Here is a 17771-nt window from a genome sequence, read left to right as displayed (position 1 = left end):
GGGAAGGGGCGGGTAGGGGAAAGCCCCCCGGAGGCTCAGCCGCCCAGTTCCTGGTGGCGCGCCGCCAGGCGGTCCGCGCCGTCCGCCGTCAGCGAGCCGAACAGCCGCAGGCGCGAGATGCCGCCGTCCGGGTAGATGTCCACCCGGACGTGCGTGCCCACCGCCGGGGCAGCCAGCACGAAGCGGTGATTCGTGTCCGGCTGCAGGCGCGTGCGCGGGAGGATCTCCGCCCACTCCCCCGTCTCACCGTCGCGGAGCGAAACCGCCGCCCAGCCCGCGCTGTTGCCCTTCAGATACGCCGTGTCGATCTCCACCGCGCGGATCTCGGCCTGCTCCACCAGCTGGTAGCGGATCCAGTCGTTGCCCTTGTCCCGGCGGCGGCGGGTCTCCCAGCCGTCGTCCATCTTGCGGGAGCGACCCGGCTGGATGGTGTTGGTGGCCGGGGAGTAGAAGCGGTCGGAGGCGTCCTCGACCCGGCCGCCGTTCTCCAGCGCCACGAGGTCGAAGGTGCCCAGCACGCCGAGCCACGCCGGGTCGGGCGCGACCTCGCCGTAGACCCGCAGGCGGGCGATGCCGCCGTCGGGATGCTGGTTGACGCGCAGGTGCGTGAAGCGCTGCTCGACGTCGACCGCGAAGCCGTTCGCCGCGTGGCCGCCGACAGCGGTACGGGGAACGAGCGTCGTCCACTTCACGTCGTCGGCGAGGAGGTCCTCGGGCGAGGGTGAACCGGACACCGACGCGGCCTCGACCGACACCGCCTGCGGGTAATTGCCGCGGAAGTGGGCTGTGTCGACGACGATGCCGCGTACGACGCCGGGCGCACCGAGCCGTACCAGCGCCCAGTCGTGGTCCTCGTCGGTCGGGTGCGGCTGCGCGGCGCTCACACCGCGGCGACGGCGGGTCTCCCAGCCGTCCATGATCTTGCCCTTGTGGCCGAAGTGCTCCGGGTCGAACTCCGCGGCCTCGGGCTTCAGCATGTTTTCGCGCTCGGCGAAGAACTCGTCGTTGGCGGCGATGACGCCCGCGCCGAGCCGGCGGTCGGCGAGGTCGGCGTAGTGCACGAAGGGAAAGTCGGCCGTGCGGTAGTCGGCGTACGGGTCGCCGCCGCCGAACGGGCCGGCGTCACCGGTGAAGGAAGGTATGGACACGATCAGTTGTTCCTTTCGAGCAGCCGGCCGGTCGGCTCGGCCAGGGTGCCGTTCTCCACGATGCGTTCGCCGCGCAGCCACGTCGACCTGACGACTCCGTGCAGGGTCTTGCCGGCGTACGCCGTGACCTGATTGCGGTGGTGGAGCTCGGCCGGGTCGACGGTGAAGGTCTCGTCGGGCGCAAGGACCGCGAAGTCCGCGTCACGGCCCGCCTCGATGGCGCCCTTCCGGCTCAGGCCCGCGAGCTCCGCGGGAGCCGCCGACATCCAGCGGACGACGTCCTCGAGCGTGCGGCCGCGTTTGCGTGCCTCGGTCCAGATCGCCGGGAGGCCCAGCTGGAGCGAGGAGATGCCGCCCCAGGCGGACGCGAAGTCCGGGGTCTTCAGATCGGTGGTGCAGGGCGAGTGGTCGGAGACGATGCAGTCGATCGTTCCGTCCGCCAGGCCCTCCCACAGCGCGTCCTGGTTCGCCGCCTCCCGGATGGGCGGGCAGCACTTGAACTCCGTTGCCCCGTCCGGGACTTCCTCCGCCGTGAGGGTGAGGAAGTGCGGACACGACTCGACCGAGATCCTGACGCCGTCCCGCTTGGCGGCCGCGATCAGCGGCAGCGCGTCGGAGGAGGACAGGTGCAGTACGTGTACGCGGGCGTTGAGTCGCTCGGCCTGCGCGATCAGGCTTTCGATCGCGGTGTTCTCGGCGTCGCGCGGCCGGGAGGCGAGGAAGTCGGCGTACTTCGGTCCGGACTCCTGCGGCGCGGCGGCCAGGTGGTGCGGGTCCTCCGCATGCACGATCAGCAGTCCGCCGAAGCCGGCGATCTCGGCCATGGCGCGGGCGAGCTGCTCCTGGTCGAGCTCCGGGAACTCCTCCACGCCCGACGGCGACAGGAAGCTCTTGAAGCCGAAGACACCGGCGTCGTACAGCGGCCGCAGGTCCTTCACATTGGACGGGATCGCGCCGCCCCAGAAGCCGACGTCGATATGCGCCTTGCTGCGGGCCACCTCCTGCTTGGTGGCGAGGTTCTCGACCGTGGTGGTCGGCGGGAGGGAGTTGAGGGGCATGTCGAGCAGGGTCGTTATGCCGCCGGCCGCGGCCGCGCGGGTGGCGGTCCAGAAGCCCTCCCACTCGGTGCGGCCGGGGTCGTTCACATGGACATGGGTGTCGACGAGGCCGGGGAGCACGACATCGTCCCCGAAGTCCTCCAGCCGGGCCCCGGACGGCACCTCGGCGTCGTACGGCAGTACCGCCGCGATCTTCCCGGCGGCGACGGCGACCGATGCGGCCCGGGCCCCCTCCGGGGTGATGACGCGCGTGGAGCGCAGTACCAGGTTCACGTCCCTGTCGGACACCCGTATCCTCACTTCCCTTCTGTACTGCGAATCCGTTCCGTACAGCGATTCCGTACAGCGATCCTGTACGGCGAATCCGCACCGTGAAATTCAACGAACTGTTGAAGAAGTCTTCACTCCGGACTCCGGTCCGTCAAGACCCTCCTGTTCCACCTCCTGACGCCTGGACGTTTCCACAAAGTGAAACTGGAATTTCGCGAAGCAGAAGGTAGATTTGGCTGAAGAGACCGGCAGAAGATCGCCGGAGGCGACCGCCGGCACAGGGACAAACGGGCCCTGACCGGCAAGGACGCCTTGACGAGAGCGGTGTGCCGGGCGCAGGCGCCCGGTAGGCTGCTGACTTGCCCGCCTGCCCGAAAGGACCGTTGACGTGCCGACGTCCAGCGCCAGCACCACCGACGCCGCCAAGACCGCTTCCAGCGGTGGCGTGCAGTCCCTGGAGCGCGCCTTCGACCTGCTCGAAAGAATGGCCGACGCCGGTGGCGAGGTCGGGCTGAGCGAGCTCTCCGCCAGCAGCGGCCTGCCGCTGCCCACGATCCACCGTCTCATGCGAACGCTGGTGGCCTGCGGTTACGTACGCCAGCAGCCCAATCGCCGCTATGCGCTCGGCCCCCGTCTGATCCGCCTGGGCGAGTCCGCCTCCCGGCTGCTCGGCACCTGGGCCCGCCCCTACCTCGCCCGCCTGGTCGAGGAGACCGGCGAGACCGCGAACATGGCGCTGCTCGACGGCGACGAGATCGTGTACGTCGCACAGGTGCCGTCCAAGCACTCCATGCGCATGTTCACGGAGGTCGGCCGACGGGTTCTGCCGCACTCCACGGGCGTGGGCAAGGCGCTGCTCGCGCACACCCCGCCGGAAGAGGTACGGGCCCTGCTCGCCCGGACCGGCATGCCGGCCGCCACCGAGAAGACGATCACGACGCCCGAGGCGTTCCTCGATGCGCTCGAGCAGGTGCGGCGCGCGGGCTACGCGGTGGACGACAACGAACAGGAGATCGGGGTCCGCTGCCTCGCGGTCCCGGTGCCCAACTCTCCGACGGCAGCGGCTGTTTCGATCTCGGGCCCGGCGGGCCGGGTCACCGAGGCCGCCACGGACAAGATCGTGCCGATCCTCCAGGAGGTCGCCCAGGACCTCTCGGCGGCCCTCGCGAGTACGGCGGCGCAGGGCTAGGACCCTCGACGACTGAGACAGAAGAACGCGACTGCGCCGGCGAACACGAGTCGTCGGCGCAGTCGCGTTCACGGCGTCGGGACCTGCGAGCGATCCGCGTCCAGCAGCATGCGCGCCGCCTCCCGGGCCTGACCTGCCGGCGCACTGCTCCCGGAGATCGCGGCTGTTGTGATCGCACCCTCCACAAGCAGCAGGAGGGGCTCCGACAACCAGGCGGGGCGGCCCGCCGCAGCCACCAGCTCGGCCAGATACCGCCTCAGCGCATCGACGTGACCGCGGGCCGCAGCCGCGACGCCCTCGGATGTGGCGCCCAGCTCTCCGAATGAGTTGACGAAGGCACAGCCCCGGAAGTCGGGCTCCTCGAACCACGACTCCAGCCAGTCGAAGACCGCCAGGATCCTGTTCTCCTGCGAGGGCCGGGCGTCGACATGGCTCGCCAGCGCCGCGCGCCACCGCCCGTCACGCCGGAGCAGATAGGCCTCCACCAGTCGCCCCTTGGAGGGGAAGAGCTGGTAGAGGCGTTTGAGGGACACCCCTGACGCGTTGCGGATCTCATCCATGCCCACCGTCTGCAGTCCGCGCCCGTACAGGAGCGTCTCGGCTGCGTCGAGGACTCGGGCCTCGAGTGCTGCGGCTTCCATGCCAACCCCCGCCTTGCGTGAGAATCACCGTTCTCCTAGGCTACGGCACAGACGGGAGAACGTGCGTTCTCCCGGTTTCGAAGGGGAGAGCCATGACCGCGAACAGGCCGCCGTTCCCGCCGTTCACCGCCGAGACCGCACTGCAGAAGGTCAGGGCGGCGGAGGACGCCTGGAACAGCCGTGATCCCGAGCGGGTCGCGCTCGGCTATACCGAGGACTCCGAGTGGCGCAACCGCGATGTGTTCCTCTGCGGTCGCGCGGAGATCGTGGAGTTCCTGCGCGACAAGTGGCAGTACGAGCTGGACTACCGGCTGCGCAAAGAGCTGTGGGCGTACACCGACAACCGCATCGCGGTCCGCTTCGAATACGAGTGGCGCAACGAGGACGACAGGTGGTTCCGCTGCTACGGCAACGAGAACTGGGAGTTCGACGAGCACGGTCTGATGCGGCGCCGGTACGCGAGCATCAACGACTTCCCGATCGCCGCGGACGAACGGCGCATCTCCCTCTGAGCCTCGGGCCCGGCCGACGGACGCCCCCGGCCCTCGGGCGCGGCTGCCGGACGACCCCGGCCCTCGGGCGCGGCTGCCGGACGGACCCTGCCCTCAGGCGCGGCGCTGCGGCGGTAGCTCGCCGAAGAGGTCGACCGCGTTCCGTACCACCATCAGCGCCGGCGCCAGCGCGCTGACCGAACCGATCGCACCCGCGATCAGCAGCAGCGAGCGGCGCATACGCGGGATCTCCGGATCGCCGTGGGCCACCATCGCGGCCAGCACGGCCAGTTCGTCCTCGGCGATATCCCGGTCGGGGAACTCCGCAGGATGCCCGGCGAGTTCACGGCGGAGCCGGGAGACGGCGAGACGCAGCTCCGTCGCCCTCGGGTCCTCGCCGCTCCCTGTCACCCGCGTCTGCCCCACGCTCCGCAACAAAGTCTCCCCCTCGCACATCGGTGTGCCGGCCGGTGACCCATGGGTATCGGTCGGCCACCCTGGGTCGCGGGCCAGTTAACTTCATCCGATGCGGTGGGCGCCACTCCGTGGACGTAATTCAGGACGACGGCTGTACGGAGTCGATCGCACCGCGCCAGACCGTCACATCAATGGTGATGTAGTGGCTGGGGTCCGACTCGGGCGACCTCCCCTGGAAGGTGACCAGGCCCACGTTCCCCGTTTCGCTCAGCACACAGAACTTCGCGCCCTTCGACAGGTTTTCGACCTTGAGCTGAGTGGCGAACCGGGTCTCGCTCCGGCAGGTCGCCAGGTCGGCGCTCTGGCCGGTGCGCAGCAGGACGAGCTTTCCGTTCTTGGCGTCGATCGTGCCGAGGAAGTACTCGTGCTCGATGTCGCCGGGGTTGGAGTCACCGGGAATCGGCTTGACCGGATCGTCGCCGAGGTTGATGCCGTAATCGTCCGTCACATTGAGGCCGTTGTACGTCTTGGGCGTCGGGTCCGCGACCGGTTCGGCGGGCTTGGAGGACTGGTCGCCGCCCGGGGTCCGGGACGAGGGCGTGGAATTCCCCGACGGGGTCGAGCCCTGACCCCTGTCCTGATTCTGTGACTCGTTGCTCTTGTCCTTGTCGGACAGCGCGACGTACACGCCGCCGCCGGCCAGCGCGCCGACCACCAGCGTGGCCACGACCGCGATGGCCAGATTCCGGCCGGTCTTCTTCTTCGGCGCGACGGGCGCGACGGGCCCAGTGACCATTCCGTAGGGCTGCGGGGGCTGGACGTACTGGGGTGCCGTCTGCGCGTGCGGGGCGGCATGCGCGTGCGGGTAACCGTAGGTCGGCGACTGGGCCGGCGGGCCGAAACCGGGCGGCGGGGTGGCCGGCGCGGAGGCCGCGGTGGGCGGCGGAACCGGAGCGGGCGCGTGCATCTGCGCCTGGGCGGCGGGCTGCGTGGGCGCGTGGTGCGGCGGGACGGGAGCCGCGGCCGGGGCCTGTGCAGGGACCTGAACAGGGGCCTGCGCGGGTGGCTGGGCCGGAGGCTGCACCGGAGCCGGGGCCTGCCCTGCGGGCGGAGTCACCGGCGGCGCGGGGGCCGCCTTACGCGTGGTGATCTCGGCGGCGACGGCGCCCGGCAGCCACTCCTCGGGCCGACGCAGCACTGTTTCCGCATTGGCGGACTGGCAGATGGCGAGGAGGTCCGCGACCGAAGGCCGGGCCTCGGGGTCCTTCGCCAGGCAGCGGTTCACCAACTCGCTCAGCTGCTCGGGCAGTTCAGTGAGGTCGGGCTCCTCGTGCACGATCCGGTAGAGCACGCCGTGCGAAGTGCCTTCGCCGAAGGCCGCCTTGCCGGTCGCCGCGTACGCCGCGACCTGGCCGAGCGCGAAGATGTCGGTGGCCGGGGTGACCTGGCTGCCGGCCGCCTGCTCCGGGGCCATGAAGGAAGGGGTGCCGATGGTGACGCCGCTACTGGTGAGCGAAGTCGCGTCGGCGGCCCGGGCGATACCGAAGTCGATGACGCGCGGCCCGTCCGATGCGAGCAGGACGTTGGCCGGTTTCAGATCGCGGTGGACGATGCCCGCGCCGTGGATGACGTGCAGCGCCTCGGCGATCCCGGCGACCAGCAGCAGCACGGTCTCCACCGGCAGCTTGCCGTGCAGGATGACGGCGTCGGCGAGGGAGGGCCCGGGGACGTAAGCCGTGGCCAGCCAGGGCTGCTTGGCCTCCGGGTCGGCGTCGATGACAGGCGCGGTGTACAAACCCTGGACGCGCTGTGCGGACTGCACCTCCTGCGCGAAGCGGCGGCGGAATTCGGCGTCTTGGGCGAAGTCGGGCCTGATCACCTTGATGGCGACCGGGCGGCCGCCGGGCGTGTACGACAGGTACACCTTGCCCATGCCACCGGCGCCGAGCCGAGCGGCCAGCCGGTATCCGGCGACGTTCTGCGGATCTTCTTCGCCCAGCGGCTGGAAGACCGCTCCGTCGTGCGCACGCCCACTCATCGACTCTTGTCCCCCATGGCCAACTTCAGTATCGGAGGTGCACCTTATCCAAGCGCACGCCTCACTCTCCACGTCGGACGAGCCCCGTGACCCGGCCGGTTGCAAGCCGTTGCCGACGGACCGCCACCGGCTCGGCACTTCGACCGCATATGAGGTAAGGAGTCCTTATGGCACAACCACCGAAGGAACCGATCGTCGCCGGACTGCTGCTCGCGGCGGGCGGCGGGCGCCGGCTGGGCGGACGCCCGAAGGCGCTGCTCGAGCACCGGGGCCGGCCGCTGGTCGAGCACGCGGTGCGCGTGCTGCGCGAGGGCGGCTGCGGACCCGTGCATGTGGTGCTGGGCGCGGCAGCCGATCGCGTACGGAACGTGGCCGACCTCTCCGGCTGCGTACTGGTGGACAACCCGGAGTGGGAGGAGGGCATGGGCTCCTCGCTGCGAGCGGGTCTGGAGTCGCTCGGCACCACGGAGGCGGACGCGGCGCTCGTCTCTCTCGTGGACCAGCCGGGGATCGGCGCGGCGGCGGTGGCCCGCATCCGCGCCGCGTACCGATCCCGGGATTCGCTCGCGGCGGCCGCGTACGAGGGCGAGCGCGGGCATCCGGTCCTGTTCGGCGCGCACCGCTGGAGGGATATCACGGCGAGCGCGGTCGGCGACCGCGGCGCACGCGCGTATCTGAAGGCGCACGAGGCCTCGCTCGCGCTGATCGAGTGCGGCGACATCGCCGAGGCGTACGACATCGACACGGCCGAGGATCTGGCGCACCTTGAGTGAACGGCGTGGCACTCAGCGCCACGATCTGTCGAGCCGGAGAATCTCGATATCAACAAACCATTGAACTTCCACCATGAGGAAACTACTATCCACTGGTCAGAAGCGCCCGACTCTCCAGACGGCGCCCGCGACCGTACCTCGGCTCTTGCGGCACCGAGTGCCGTATCTGTACGTCCGGCGGCCGCCAGGCACCGCCCGCTGAAGGAAGTGACAGCTCATGTCCGCACCAGCGCCGTCCCCGCTGGCCATCGTCGAAGCCGAGCCCCTGCCCCGGCAGGAAGAGGTCCTGACCGACGCGGCCCTCGCCTTTGTGGCCGAGCTGCACCGGCGGTTCACACCACGGCGTGACGAGCTGCTCGCCCGCCGCGGCGAGCGCCGTGCCGAGATCGCCCGCACCTCCACGCTGGACTTCCTCCCGGAGACCGCCGCGCTCCGCGCGGACGACTCCTGGAAAGTCGCCCCGGCCCCGGCGGCGCTCAACGACCGCCGTGTCGAGATCACCGGACCGACCGACCGCAAGATGACCATCAACGCCCTGAACTCGGGCGCGAAGGTCTGGCTCGCGGACTTCGAGGACGCCTCGGCTCCCACCTGGGAGAACGTTGTCCTTGGCCAGCTCAATCTGATCGACGCCTACGAGCGCCGGATCGACTTCACCGACCCCCACTCCGGCAAGTCGTACGCGCTGAAGGCCGCCGACGAGCTCGCAACGGTCGTCATGCGCCCGCGCGGCTGGCACCTGGAGGAGCGCCATCTACAGCTCGACGGAAGCCCGGTCCCCGGTGCGCTGGTCGACTTCGGCCTCTACTTCTTCCACAACGCCAAGCGCCTGATCGAGCTCGGCAAGGGCCCGTACTTCTACCTCCCGAAGACGGAGTCGCACCTTGAAGCCCGCCTCTGGAACGACATCTTCGTCTTCTCGCAGGAGTACGTCGGCATCCCGCAGGGCACCGTCCGTGCGACCGTCCTGATCGAGACGATCACCGCGGCGTACGAGATGGAGGAGATCCTCTACGAGCTCCGCGACCACGCGGCCGGCCTGAACGCGGGCCGCTGGGACTACCTCTTCTCGATCGTCAAGAACTTCCGTGACGGCGGCGAGAAGTTCGTGCTCCCGGACCGCAACGCGGTGACCATGACCGCGCCGTTCATGCGCGCGTACACCGAGCTGTTGGTCCGCACCTGCCACAAGCGCGGCGCCCACGCGATCGGTGGCATGGCGGCCTTCATCCCGTCCCGCCGCGACGCCGAGGTCAACAAGGTCGCCTTCGAGAAGGTCAAGGCGGACAAGGACCGCGAGGCGGGCGACGGCTTCGACGGCTCCTGGGTCGCGCACCCGGACCTGGTACCGATCGCGATGGCTTCGTTCGACGCCGTGCTGGGGTCGAACCCCAACCAGAAGAGCCGCCTCCGCGAGGACGTCTCGGTTGCGGCGGGCGACCTGATCGCCATCGACTCGCTGCACGCCAGCCCGACGTACGACGGTCTGCGCAACGCCGTCCAGGTCGGCATCCGCTATATCGAGGCATGGCTGCGCGGCCTCGGCGCGGTCGCGATCTTCAACCTGATGGAGGACGCGGCCACCGCGGAGATCTCCCGGTCCCAGATCTGGCAGTGGATCAACGCGGGCGTCGTCTTCGAGAACGGCGAACTCGCCACCGCGGACCTGGCTCGCAAGGTCGCGGCGGAGGAACTGGCCGCGATCCGCGAGGAGATCGGTGAGGAGGCCTTCACGTCGGGCAACTGGCAGCAGGCGCACGACCTGCTGCTGAAGGTGGCGCTGGACGAGAACTACGAGGACTTCCTGACGCTGTCGGCGTACGAGCAACTGGTCGGCTGATTCACGCCACTTCACCACGACGCCCCCGGTACCGCACAGCGCCGGGGGCGTCGCGCAGCCTGCTGCTCGGGTTCTACGCGAAGAACCGCTTCATCGACGGGCTCCAGGACGGGTTCCTGGTGAAGATCACCCCGTGAGCCGTGGGGCCGCCGCAGGATGCTGCGGCCGCCCCTCCACGGCGACTGCTGTCACGCCTTGGGCCAGAAACGGACGAGACATCGCTCAGCGCCCTCGGCCGTACCCGTCTGCTCCGAAAGACGTTCGGCCTCCTCCGCGTCACGCCGCGCCCTCTGGTGATCGCCGAACAGCCGCGTCGCCTCAGCGAATGAGCGGCAGTCGCAGCTCCGCCCACACGTGTTTTCCGGGGGCACCCGCGCGGGGTGCGACGCCCCAGCGGTGAGCGAGTTGGGAGACGAGGTAGAGGCCCCGGCCCGATTCAGCGTCCATGGGTGGGGCGGTGAGTTCACCGGGCGCGGGGCGTCGCTCGGTACGGGTGTCGCCGACCTCGATGCGGAGGGAGGTGGCGGTTGCGGTGAGGCGGAGGTGGAAGTCCCGGCCGGGGACGTGTCCGTGGCGTACAGCGTTCGCCGTGAGCTCGGCGGCGATGAGAGTGAACGTCTCGTTGGGGGTGGAGTCATACGGGTAGCCCCAGTCGTGGAGCCGGTGCGATACGAGCCGGCGGGCGAGACGGGCGCCGCGCGGGGTGGAGGTGAACTGCATCGAGAACTCGCGGGTGGGGGCGGGGTGTTGCTGGCACGCCTCGTGAGGGGTAATTGCTCGGTTCATGAGGAAAACGCTGGCGGAGCGTGCGTAGCGTTGACCAGGAGGGACGCGCGGACGGGCGCGGGCTGTACGCGTCATGGGGCGTCGATGTACGCGACTGGGAGCGTGACCCTCTCGGGGATGGTGCGTTGGCCGCGCAGGTGCGGTGAGTAGGTGTGCGGGCGGGACGGCACGGGAGGTGCGCGGGTCATGGACGATCAGCAGCAGCCGGAGCACGAGTACGAGTCGGGATCGGGCATCCTGCACGTCTTCGGGCAGCAGTTGAAACTGTGCCGGGTACGGGCCGGGCTGGAGCGGCCGGAGCTCGGGTCGATGACGGGGTACTCGGCTTCGACGATCGCCTCGTTCGAGCAGGGGCGCCGGATTCCGCCGCCGAAGTTCATCGATAAGGCGGACGAGGCCCTGGATGCCGGTGGGTTACTGCGGGCGAGCAAGGAGGAGGTGGCGCGGGCGCAGTATCCGGCGTTCTTCCGGGATGCGGCGCGGTTGGAGGCGCAGGCGGTAGCACTGCACGTGTACGCGACGAAAGCCGTACCCGGACTCCTACAGACGGAGGAGTACGCACGGGCGGTGTTCACGATGTGGCGGCCACTGCTGAACGAGGACACCGTCGGTCAACGGGTCACAGCGCGACTGGCCCGTCAGGAGATCTTCTCCCGCATGCCGATGCCCACAATCAGCTTCGTCATCGAGGAGTTCGTGCTGCGCCGCCCCCTGGGAGGACGTGCTGTGATGAGGGGGCAGCTGGAGCAGATCCTGCTGCACGGGCATCGCCGTAACGTTGAAATCCAGGTGATGCCGATCGAGCGCGAGGAGCATGCTGGACTCGAAGGACCCTTCACCTTGATCGAGACAAGGGAAGGACAGAGGATCGCGTACGTGGAGGCGTACAAGGACAGCCGCCTCTACACGGATCGGACGTCGGTCCGGGAGATCGAGGAGCAGTACGGGATCCTCCGGGCGCAGGCGCTCACTCCACGTGAATCGCTGGACCTCGTCGAGAAGTTGCTGGGAGAGGCATGAACGTCGAAGAGCCCGCACAGGCTGTGCCCGAATCAGCCTGGTTCAAGAGCAGTTACAGCACGGGATCGGGCGGCGAATGCGTTGAGGTCGCGGCCTGCCCCGGCACCATCCACGTCCGTGACTCGAAGGACATGGCAGGGCCAACCCTGCGCGTTGCTTCCGAGGGCTGGGCGGCCTTCGTGGAGTTCGCCGCGCAAGGCTGAGCGCGCACGACCCAAGGCTCCCGCCACGGAGTCGATCCGGCGGCGGGGAGCCTCTTTTGTACGCGCCTGTACGTAAGGCTCAGTCGACCCAGTCGAAGGGCAGGCAATTGGTGTCAGCGCCCTAGAGGACCACCACCGTGCGCTGCGCCGAGAAGTCACCCCACTTCCCGTCGGGCAGCTTGGCCCGGAGCTTGACGCGGTAACGAGTGCCGGGATTGTCCGTGACCATGAAGGTGTACGTCGCAGCCCCGGTCGGTGGCGCGGCACCCCAGACGATGGTGGTGGCCAACTTCCCGTTCAGGAACAGCTGATGCTCCTTGACCGGTCCGCCCGTCTGCGGCGGCGTCCAGCTCAGATCGACGTTTCCCTTGCGGGCGGTCGCCTTGAGATCGGTGGGCGCGGTACTGGGTCCCTTCCCGGGGGCCGAGGCGGTGGTGAGGTCCACGGCGTTACTGTCCGGTGAGGATTTCTCGGCGGCGTCACGTGCCCGAACGGTGAAGGTGTAGACGGTGCCGGGCCGCAGGCCGGTGACGCGGGCGGTGGTCTCGGTGCCGCTCACGCTGTGGATGCGCGAATCCTCCTGGTAGATGTCGTACGAGGTGACGCCGACATCGTCCGCGGCACGCGCCCAGGACAGGACGGCCTCGCGGCTCCCCTCGGCCCGGCCGCGCAGCTTCACGGGCCGCGAGGGCGCCTGGTGGTCCTCCGGCGTGGGGGCCGGGGTGGTGACGGGCACGGCAGCGCTGGGCTTCGAGAGATTCCCGGCGGCGTCGCGGGCGCGGACGGTGAAGCTGTACGCGGTCTCGGGACTCAGCCGCTCGATGTCGACCATGCTCTTGGTGGCTGGCAGGGACTTGACCTTGGCGCCCTTCTGGAAGACCTCGTAGCCAGTGACTTCCTTGTTGTCGGAGGCGCGTTCCCACATGACGTGCACGGAGGTCGCACTGCCCGCCTGGGCGGTCACCCCGACGGGTGTGGTGGGGCTTTCGGTGTCCTTGTCCTCGCCTCCACAGGCGGCGAGAAGGAGGGCGGCGGCGCAGGCCAACGCCGTGAATGTGGGGGGACGTTGCACGGTCGGACCTCCGCGAGGGACGGGAATGGTCCAGACCTATATGACACAGGCGCGGCCCAGCCTCAAGACCTCGCTCAGGAATCGACGGTGCCGGAGATCGCTTCCTTCTCCGAGGAGGAGTCGGGTCGGGGACTGTTCATCGTGGACGCCCTGGCCACCCAGTGGGGCGTCACGCCACGTACCCCCGCCCCGGGCAGGACAGTCTGGGCGATGGTGGACGCACCGGGAGCGCATGGTCGCGATCCTGCGGCGCACTCCGGGCGAAGAGAGGCTCCTCGCCGCGGTCGACTTCCATCGCCAGGGTCAGTTCAAGGCCCGGTAGGAACCTCGGCCATGACCGCCTGCGGCCCTCCGACGACGGGCGGCGCGGATCAGGACGGCGATCAGGACGGCGATCAGGACGGCGATCAGGTCCGCGAGGTCGGCGGCGCCGGCCGGGTCGTCCGGGTGGCGGGTCTGAAGGAGCCCCACCTGGTCCAGCCGTACGCCCTCCGCCTCCAGGACGTAGGCAAAGGTGGGGAGTGCCGAGCGGGCGCTGCCGTCCGTGAAGGGGTGGAAGAAGGCGACGTCCAGGTACGACCTGGCCACGCGGGCGGCCAGGGGAAGAGCCGGTCCGTGCTCTGGCTCAGGCAGTGGGCAGAGTCCGACCAGGTCTGCGGCGTCAGTCCGCAACGCTCCCGGCCCCCTTGGCGTAGGCGTCGCCCTGGCGGAAGGGAGCCTGAGGCACGCTGACTACGAGCCGTTGCCGGCAGGCCGGCAGGGCGCCCTGCCGGCCTCGGAATTACTTGGTGGTCGCCGGGGGTGGCGTCACGCCGGGCTCGATGGTCGACCTGACATAGATACGGGTAGTGCCCGGCTTGAATTCGTGCGCAAAGAGGTCGACGCAACGGCGGAGGTACTGGCCCTCAGGGGTGTTGAGGTCATCCGGGCAGAGGCTGACCTGCCGCAGCCCTTCGACGAAGATCTCCGGCTCCGGCAGCTTGAGGTGGGCGAAGGCGGCCGCCGGACGGTAGTCCTTCTTCTGGGGATGGAAGTTCCGGGTCATCTCCGTACCCTTCCGAATCAGCCGGGACGTGTACGCGTCCGCCTCCTGACTGGGAAGGGTGAAGGAGAGCAACCCCGTGTCATAGCGGCTGCCGGTCTTGTATCCGGCCCGCCGGTCCGAAGCCGTCTTCGGGATGCGGATGCCGATCTCCTCGCTCATCCAGGCAGGAGTGGCGCCGCTTTCCCAGCAGCAGTTCATCTCCTCGTCGGTCTGGTCCGACGACACTTCGTCGGCAACATACGCGAACACGCCGACCGCCACGGCAACGCAGGCGATTACCGCCAGCACCACGACACCCAGGACCCGCAGGCGACGACCTGCAGTCCGCTCGCGGGAGGATTCACTGCTGGGGCTGTTCATGTGTAGACCTCTACCGGCCTTCCTGCTGTTCACGCCCGGGATCCGTTCGCCCGCCCTCACGCCCCGGCGCGTCGGGCTTCGGGAGTGGGTCGCCGTTCGGAGCGGAGGTGCCCAGGTCGTAATGCTTGACCGAACTGCTGCCTGACATGTCGAACTCCTGGGCAATGCCCGTGGTGTGCAGGCGGGCCATCTGCCCGTCCGGAATACTCATCGACGACGCCCCTGGAATCTCGATGGTCACCCCCTTGTCCTTGTCCCAGTTGTAGCGGTCCCAGGCGTTGGCCTGGTAGTCGAGGCCGACCTTGGGCTCGCCGTTCGCATCCGGCACCACGGTGACCACTCCGGTGACATTCGACCGGGTGGATCCGACCGCATAGAACCAGTTCTTGTCTTGCTCCTTCTGGAAGCTGTAGTCGCGGTTTTCCGTCTCCACAGGCATCGAGACCGGCTGTCCCCCGTTCCTCTTGAACTCCGCCAGCGCTTGCTCGCGCCACTCGTTCTGGCGCTCCCTGATGTCGGTCTCGATATGGCTTTTGAACCCGGCGTCGTCGGTCATCATCTTGTCGACGGGCAAATCCATATGCTCTCCGCTGTTTCCCAAGTAGTGCGCCATGTGACGCGAGGCGTCGTTGTCGCCCTTCCAGTCGGCCAACTCTGCGATCAGGTTCATCTTCTCCCGCGTCCTGCGCTCTTCCGCCCCGGGCTCCTCGACCCCGTGCGGCCCTGACCCCCGGTCGGGGGCGGCCTGCTTGACCGTCGGTGTCAGCAGACCCGCCGCCAGGAGATCGTCCTTGTGGCCCGTCCAGAGCTCAGCACGGGCCTGCGGACTCAACGACTGCCACAGCCGCCGCAGTTCAGCCCGCTGTGCCCCGTTCGCGTCGTCGCCTAGCGAGGCCAGCTTCGTGGCGCGTGGCAGTTGGTCCTCGTCGAGAGAGGTGTACGTCGCATGGCCCGCGTTGTTCGGATCGCCGCCGTGGCTTCTCTTCAGTGCCCGGGTCACCGCCGCGTCGATCTCCGCCGCGTGGGTGACCAGCCCGGTGAGGGTGTCGGCATACCACTGCATCAGGTCCTTGGTGCGCTGTGAGGTCCCCTTGACATCGCAGATCGCTTCCATCACCTTCACCGTGCCGTTGGGGCCTTCCATCACCAACAGGCCGGGATCCGGTTCATCCGGTCTGTCCGGATCTCCCTTCCGGGCTTCCGCGGTCAGGTCCTTGGCCCGCTTCTGGATGTGCGTCAGTTCGCTGTGCGCGTCCTCCAGCACGCTCGCGATGCTCTTGGCCTCCCGGTACAGGTCCCAGACCTCTTTCGCCGTCATACGGACGAAGTCCTTGGTGACCCCGGCGTTCACACCGGCCCACTGCGCACCGTCGGACAGCTGTACCAGACCGCTGTAGACGTCGGACCTCAGCTTTTCCAGTCCGCCGGCCATGGTCTTCCAGTCGCCGGCCGCCGCATCCAGCTTCCCGAGGTTCACCTCGATGAGATCCGTGTACGTGAATGCCCCCACTGCCCCCGCCCCCTCTTACTTGACGTACTTCGATATCTCGGACACCGACACCGCCGAACCGTCCCGCCGCTTCAGCGAGGCAACGATCTCCGCCTCGTCGTTGGCGTGCGCCTTCTTCGAGTAGTCCAAGTGGTGCGAGATGTGTGCACACATCTGCAGTACGGTCTTGACCTGCGTACTCCAGACCTCGAGCGTGGTGTACAGCTCGTCACCGGCACCGAAGTTCCGGCCCTTCAGTTCCTCCGCGGCCTGCGCGGTCGACCCTGCCCCGCCCTTGCTCACGCCCGCGCCCGCGATGTCAGCCTTCTTCTGCAGCTCACCGTGGACCCGGAACGCCTCATTGCCGACCTTGCCCAGATCGTCCTGGTGCACCACCAGATCAGCCTTCGTCCCCGAACCGGGCCCGCCGGGCTCGGGCGCCGCCGCATTGAGTCGCATCTGCGCAGGTTGCCTGTCCTGAGCCTCGGACTTCAGCTGTGCCCATTCATCGTTGAACGTCATCGTGCCCCCGCCCCGATCTGCATCATCGGCCAACATTACCAATGATGTTGTGGGGGCTTCGCTGCAGTCGCCGGCCAACGGGATCGCGTCAGCAAACAACTGAGATCGCACCTGCGCGTGGCGAAATCGGCGTGCACATGACGAGGATCCGACGTGCCTGCAGGCGTCCGGGGCTTGTTCCACGCGAGGCGATCCTTGCGCCTGTGGTCGGTCGACCCGCTGTGCCACCGCAAGGAGTTGCAGCGGGCCCGCTCTCTGCTCTTCGTCGCCGCCACGCGTGCCCGTGACAGCCTCGACATCTTCTGGCACGGCAGTCCGAGCCAGTTCCTGCGGCCACTCCTCTCGGCCTGAGCACGCGGGGCATGTGAGCCGTCATGCTGCCGCGGAGTATCCGTGCGTAGCCGAACGGAGTCTTAGGGCTTTCTTAGGGCTTCTTGAAGAAGACCTGGCAGGAGGCTTTCTCGCGCCGAATCGGGCCTACGCTCTCGTCAACCCCCCACAATCCCGGCGGGCGCGGTTGCGCCTGCCGGGGTTTACCTGCTTCATTCGACTCCTCCCGAGGTGCCGTACGCATGAGTTCCCGCCGAGCCGCTCGACCCCAGCCCCGCTCCCACGCCCGCCCCAAGGGCGGATTCCGAGCGCGCAATGTCGTCCTGGCAGTGGGTGCACTCACCGTGACGGCCGGTGTCGCCGTCACTCTTGCCACCGGCGGTTCAGATGCGAGCGGCGGCACGGCGGATCGGGTCACGACCAACGCTGCCGGGGATGTACCCGGAGGCGCTGATGCCGGCGCGGACAGCACTGATCCCCTCGCGCTGCCCTCCGCGAGCCCCAGCGTGGCCGCCTCTCCCACCCCGAGCGTGAAGGCCTCGGCCAAGCCCAAGCAGCCGTCGAAACCGGCCGCTTCGCCGAAGGTGGAGGCGAAGAGCGGGAGCGGCACGGGCAGTTCGGGCAGCGGGGGGCGGACGGCCGTCACCCCTCGCAGCGGCTCGGGCTCCGCGTCCGGCGGCTCAGGCGGATCCTCGAACGGCGCCGAGGCCCAGGTCCTCACGCTCGTCAACAAGGAGCGTGCGTCGGCCGGTTGCTCGCCGTTGACGTCGAACGCAAAGCTGGTCGAGGCCGCGGACGACTACAGCGATGTCATGGCCGGCAGTGGCGTGATGTCCCACACCGGCCCCGACGGTTCCACCATGTCCGGCCGGGTGGACGCCGCCGGATATGTCTGGTCCACGCTGGGCGAGAACATAGCTCGGGGCCAGTCCGACGCGGCAGCGGTCATGGACGCGTGGATGCACAGCCCCGGCCACCGCGCCAACATACTGAACTGCTCCTTCAAGGAGATAGGCATCGGCGTGCACTTCGGCGACGGCGGTCCGTGGTGGACGCAGGACTTCGGGGCGGGCCGCTAG

At 68.8% G+C, this 17771-nt stretch carries 18 protein-coding genes and 1 pseudogene; 8 read left to right on the top strand and 11 right to left on the bottom strand.

Translation table 11 applies throughout. From position 1 onward, the window contains the following. Positions 1 to 35 precede the first annotated feature (35 nt). Positions 36 to 1151, bottom strand: coding sequence for an allantoicase (alc, locus tag OG735_RS33470; protein WP_327328541.1), 1116 nt, complete (start codon positions 1149 to 1151; stop codon positions 36 to 38). After that, positions 1151 to 2494: an allantoinase AllB gene (gene allB, locus OG735_RS33465; protein ID WP_327326877.1), complete on the bottom strand. Its 1344-nt coding sequence runs from the start codon at positions 2492 to 2494 to the stop codon at positions 1151 to 1153. The genes alc and allB overlap by 1 nt, the downstream gene beginning before the upstream one ends. Before the next feature lie 370 nt (positions 2495 to 2864). Between allB and OG735_RS33460 the strand changes: the two genes are divergently transcribed. Further along, on the top strand, positions 2865 to 3665 hold the full coding sequence (locus tag OG735_RS33460; RefSeq protein WP_327326876.1) for an IclR family transcriptional regulator: 801 nt from the start codon (positions 2865 to 2867) through the stop codon (positions 3663 to 3665). 68 nt (positions 3666 to 3733) lie between these two features. Here OG735_RS33460 and OG735_RS33455 read toward each other — a convergent pair whose 3' ends face one another. Further along, positions 3734 to 4306 (bottom strand): TetR/AcrR family transcriptional regulator, encoded by a 573-nt coding sequence (locus OG735_RS33455; RefSeq protein WP_327326875.1) that lies wholly within the window; start codon positions 4304 to 4306, stop codon positions 3734 to 3736. A 92-nt stretch (positions 4307 to 4398) separates the two neighbouring features. Here OG735_RS33455 and OG735_RS33450 point away from each other — a divergent pair, with 92 nt between their 5' ends. Further along, positions 4399 to 4818 carry a nuclear transport factor 2 family protein gene (locus tag OG735_RS33450; protein ID WP_327326874.1) on the top strand — a complete coding sequence of 140 codons (420 nt, stop codon included), beginning with the start codon at positions 4399 to 4401 and terminating at the stop codon, positions 4816 to 4818. A 93-nt stretch (positions 4819 to 4911) separates the two neighbouring features. Here the strand turns inward: OG735_RS33450 and OG735_RS33445 are convergent, their stop codons facing one another. Both OG735_RS33445 and OG735_RS33440 read right to left on the bottom strand, forming a co-directional pair. Beyond that, positions 4912 to 5223, bottom strand: a complete 312-nt coding sequence (locus OG735_RS33445; RefSeq protein WP_327326873.1) for a DUF5955 family protein — start codon at positions 5221 to 5223, stop codon at positions 4912 to 4914. A 130-nt stretch (positions 5224 to 5353) separates the two neighbouring features. Next, entirely contained in the window at positions 5354 to 7252 is a 1899-nt protein-coding gene (locus tag OG735_RS33440; RefSeq protein WP_327326872.1) for a serine/threonine-protein kinase, read from the bottom strand. A 167-nt stretch (positions 7253 to 7419) separates the two neighbouring features. On the opposite strand from OG735_RS33440, the gene OG735_RS33435 reads away from it, so the two are divergent. Together OG735_RS33435 and aceB are read left to right on the top strand one after the other, a co-directional pair. Next, positions 7420 to 8025 carry a nucleotidyltransferase family protein gene (locus tag OG735_RS33435; protein WP_327326871.1) on the top strand — a complete coding sequence of 202 codons (606 nt, stop codon included), beginning with the start codon at positions 7420 to 7422 and terminating at the stop codon, positions 8023 to 8025. 217 nt (positions 8026 to 8242) lie between these two features. Beyond that, positions 8243 to 9865 carry a malate synthase A gene (aceB, locus tag OG735_RS33430; protein WP_327326870.1) on the top strand — a complete coding sequence of 541 codons (1623 nt, stop codon included), beginning with the start codon at positions 8243 to 8245 and terminating at the stop codon, positions 9863 to 9865. Between the two features lie 318 nt (positions 9866 to 10183). On the opposite strand, the gene OG735_RS33425 is transcribed toward aceB, so the two are convergent. Continuing rightward, a complete protein-coding gene (locus OG735_RS33425; protein ID WP_327326869.1) occupies positions 10184 to 10651 on the bottom strand; it encodes an ATP-binding protein in 468 nt (155 codons plus the stop codon). A 186-nt stretch (positions 10652 to 10837) separates the two neighbouring features. On the opposite strand from OG735_RS33425, the gene OG735_RS33420 reads away from it, so the two are divergent. After that, on the top strand, positions 10838 to 11671 hold the full coding sequence (locus OG735_RS33420) for a helix-turn-helix domain-containing protein (protein WP_327326868.1): 834 nt from the start codon (positions 10838 to 10840) through the stop codon (positions 11669 to 11671). After that, complete coding sequence (locus tag OG735_RS33415; RefSeq protein ID WP_327326867.1) at positions 11668 to 11874, top strand: DUF397 domain-containing protein; 207 nt, start codon at positions 11668 to 11670, stop codon at positions 11872 to 11874. The genes OG735_RS33420 and OG735_RS33415 overlap by 4 nt, the downstream gene beginning before the upstream one ends. A gap of 121 nt (positions 11875 to 11995) precedes the next feature. Here OG735_RS33415 and OG735_RS33410 read toward each other — a convergent pair whose 3' ends face one another. From OG735_RS33410 to OG735_RS33390, 5 genes are all read right to left on the bottom strand, one after another. Continuing rightward, on the bottom strand, positions 11996 to 12946 hold the full coding sequence (locus OG735_RS33410; protein ID WP_327326866.1) for a fibronectin type III domain-containing protein: 951 nt from the start codon (positions 12944 to 12946) through the stop codon (positions 11996 to 11998). Between the two features lie 303 nt (positions 12947 to 13249). Next, complete coding sequence (locus tag OG735_RS33405; protein ID WP_327326865.1) at positions 13250 to 13534, bottom strand: hypothetical protein; 285 nt, start codon at positions 13532 to 13534, stop codon at positions 13250 to 13252. A 193-nt stretch (positions 13535 to 13727) separates the two neighbouring features. Continuing rightward, positions 13728 to 14351: a hypothetical protein gene (locus tag OG735_RS33400; RefSeq protein WP_327326864.1), complete on the bottom strand. Its 624-nt coding sequence runs from the start codon at positions 14349 to 14351 to the stop codon at positions 13728 to 13730. Between the two features lie 10 nt (positions 14352 to 14361). Further along, positions 14362 to 15861, bottom strand: coding sequence for a hypothetical protein (locus tag OG735_RS33395; RefSeq protein WP_327326863.1), 1500 nt, complete (start codon positions 15859 to 15861; stop codon positions 14362 to 14364). Between the two features lie 15 nt (positions 15862 to 15876). Then, complete coding sequence (locus tag OG735_RS33390) at positions 15877 to 16362, bottom strand: hypothetical protein (protein WP_327326862.1); 486 nt, start codon at positions 16360 to 16362, stop codon at positions 15877 to 15879. A gap of 170 nt (positions 16363 to 16532) precedes the next feature. Here OG735_RS33390 and OG735_RS33385 point away from each other — a divergent pair. Beyond that, positions 16533 to 16713 (top strand): annotated as a pseudogene (locus OG735_RS33385) (3'-5' exonuclease); the annotation flags it as partial. 221 nt (positions 16714 to 16934) lie between these two features. Beyond that, on the top strand, positions 16935 to 17771 hold the full coding sequence (locus tag OG735_RS33380; protein ID WP_327326860.1) for a CAP domain-containing protein: 837 nt from the start codon (positions 16935 to 16937) through the stop codon (positions 17769 to 17771).

Origin of the sequence: Streptomyces sp. NBC_01210, assembly GCF_036010325.1 — a bacterium.
Lineage (GTDB): Bacteria > Actinomycetota > Actinomycetes > Streptomycetales > Streptomycetaceae > Streptomyces.
The sequence above is the reverse complement of the archived record's forward strand: the minus strand, read 5'-3'. Positions and strand labels throughout refer to the sequence as shown.

Bases quoted from the DNA above. Each gene is read 5' to 3' on its own strand.
- OG735_RS33455 (WP_327326875.1), bottom strand. From the start codon at position 4,306: ATGGAAGCCGCAGCACTCGAGGCCCGAGTCCTCGACGCAGCCGAGACG.
- OG735_RS33450 (WP_327326874.1), top strand. From the start codon at position 4,399: ATGACCGCGAACAGGCCGCCGTTCCCGCCGTTCACCGCCGAGACCGCA.
- OG735_RS33440 (WP_327326872.1), bottom strand. From the start codon at position 7,252: ATGAGTGGGCGTGCGCACGACGGAGCGGTCTTCCAGCCGCTGGGCGAA.
- OG735_RS33435 (WP_327326871.1), top strand. From the start codon at position 7,420: ATGGCACAACCACCGAAGGAACCGATCGTCGCCGGACTGCTGCTCGCG.
- aceB (WP_327326870.1), top strand. From the start codon at position 8,243: ATGTCCGCACCAGCGCCGTCCCCGCTGGCCATCGTCGAAGCCGAGCCC.
- OG735_RS33425 (WP_327326869.1), bottom strand. From the start codon at position 10,651: ATGAACCGAGCAATTACCCCTCACGAGGCGTGCCAGCAACACCCCGCC.
- OG735_RS33420 (WP_327326868.1), top strand. From the start codon at position 10,838: ATGGACGATCAGCAGCAGCCGGAGCACGAGTACGAGTCGGGATCGGGC.
- OG735_RS33415 (WP_327326867.1), top strand. From the start codon at position 11,668: ATGAACGTCGAAGAGCCCGCACAGGCTGTGCCCGAATCAGCCTGGTTC.
- OG735_RS33400 (WP_327326864.1), bottom strand. From the start codon at position 14,351: ATGAACAGCCCCAGCAGTGAATCCTCCCGCGAGCGGACTGCAGGTCGT.
- OG735_RS33390 (WP_327326862.1), bottom strand. From the start codon at position 16,362: ATGACGTTCAACGATGAATGGGCACAGCTGAAGTCCGAGGCTCAGGAC.
- OG735_RS33380 (WP_327326860.1), top strand. From the start codon at position 16,935: ATGAGTTCCCGCCGAGCCGCTCGACCCCAGCCCCGCTCCCACGCCCGC.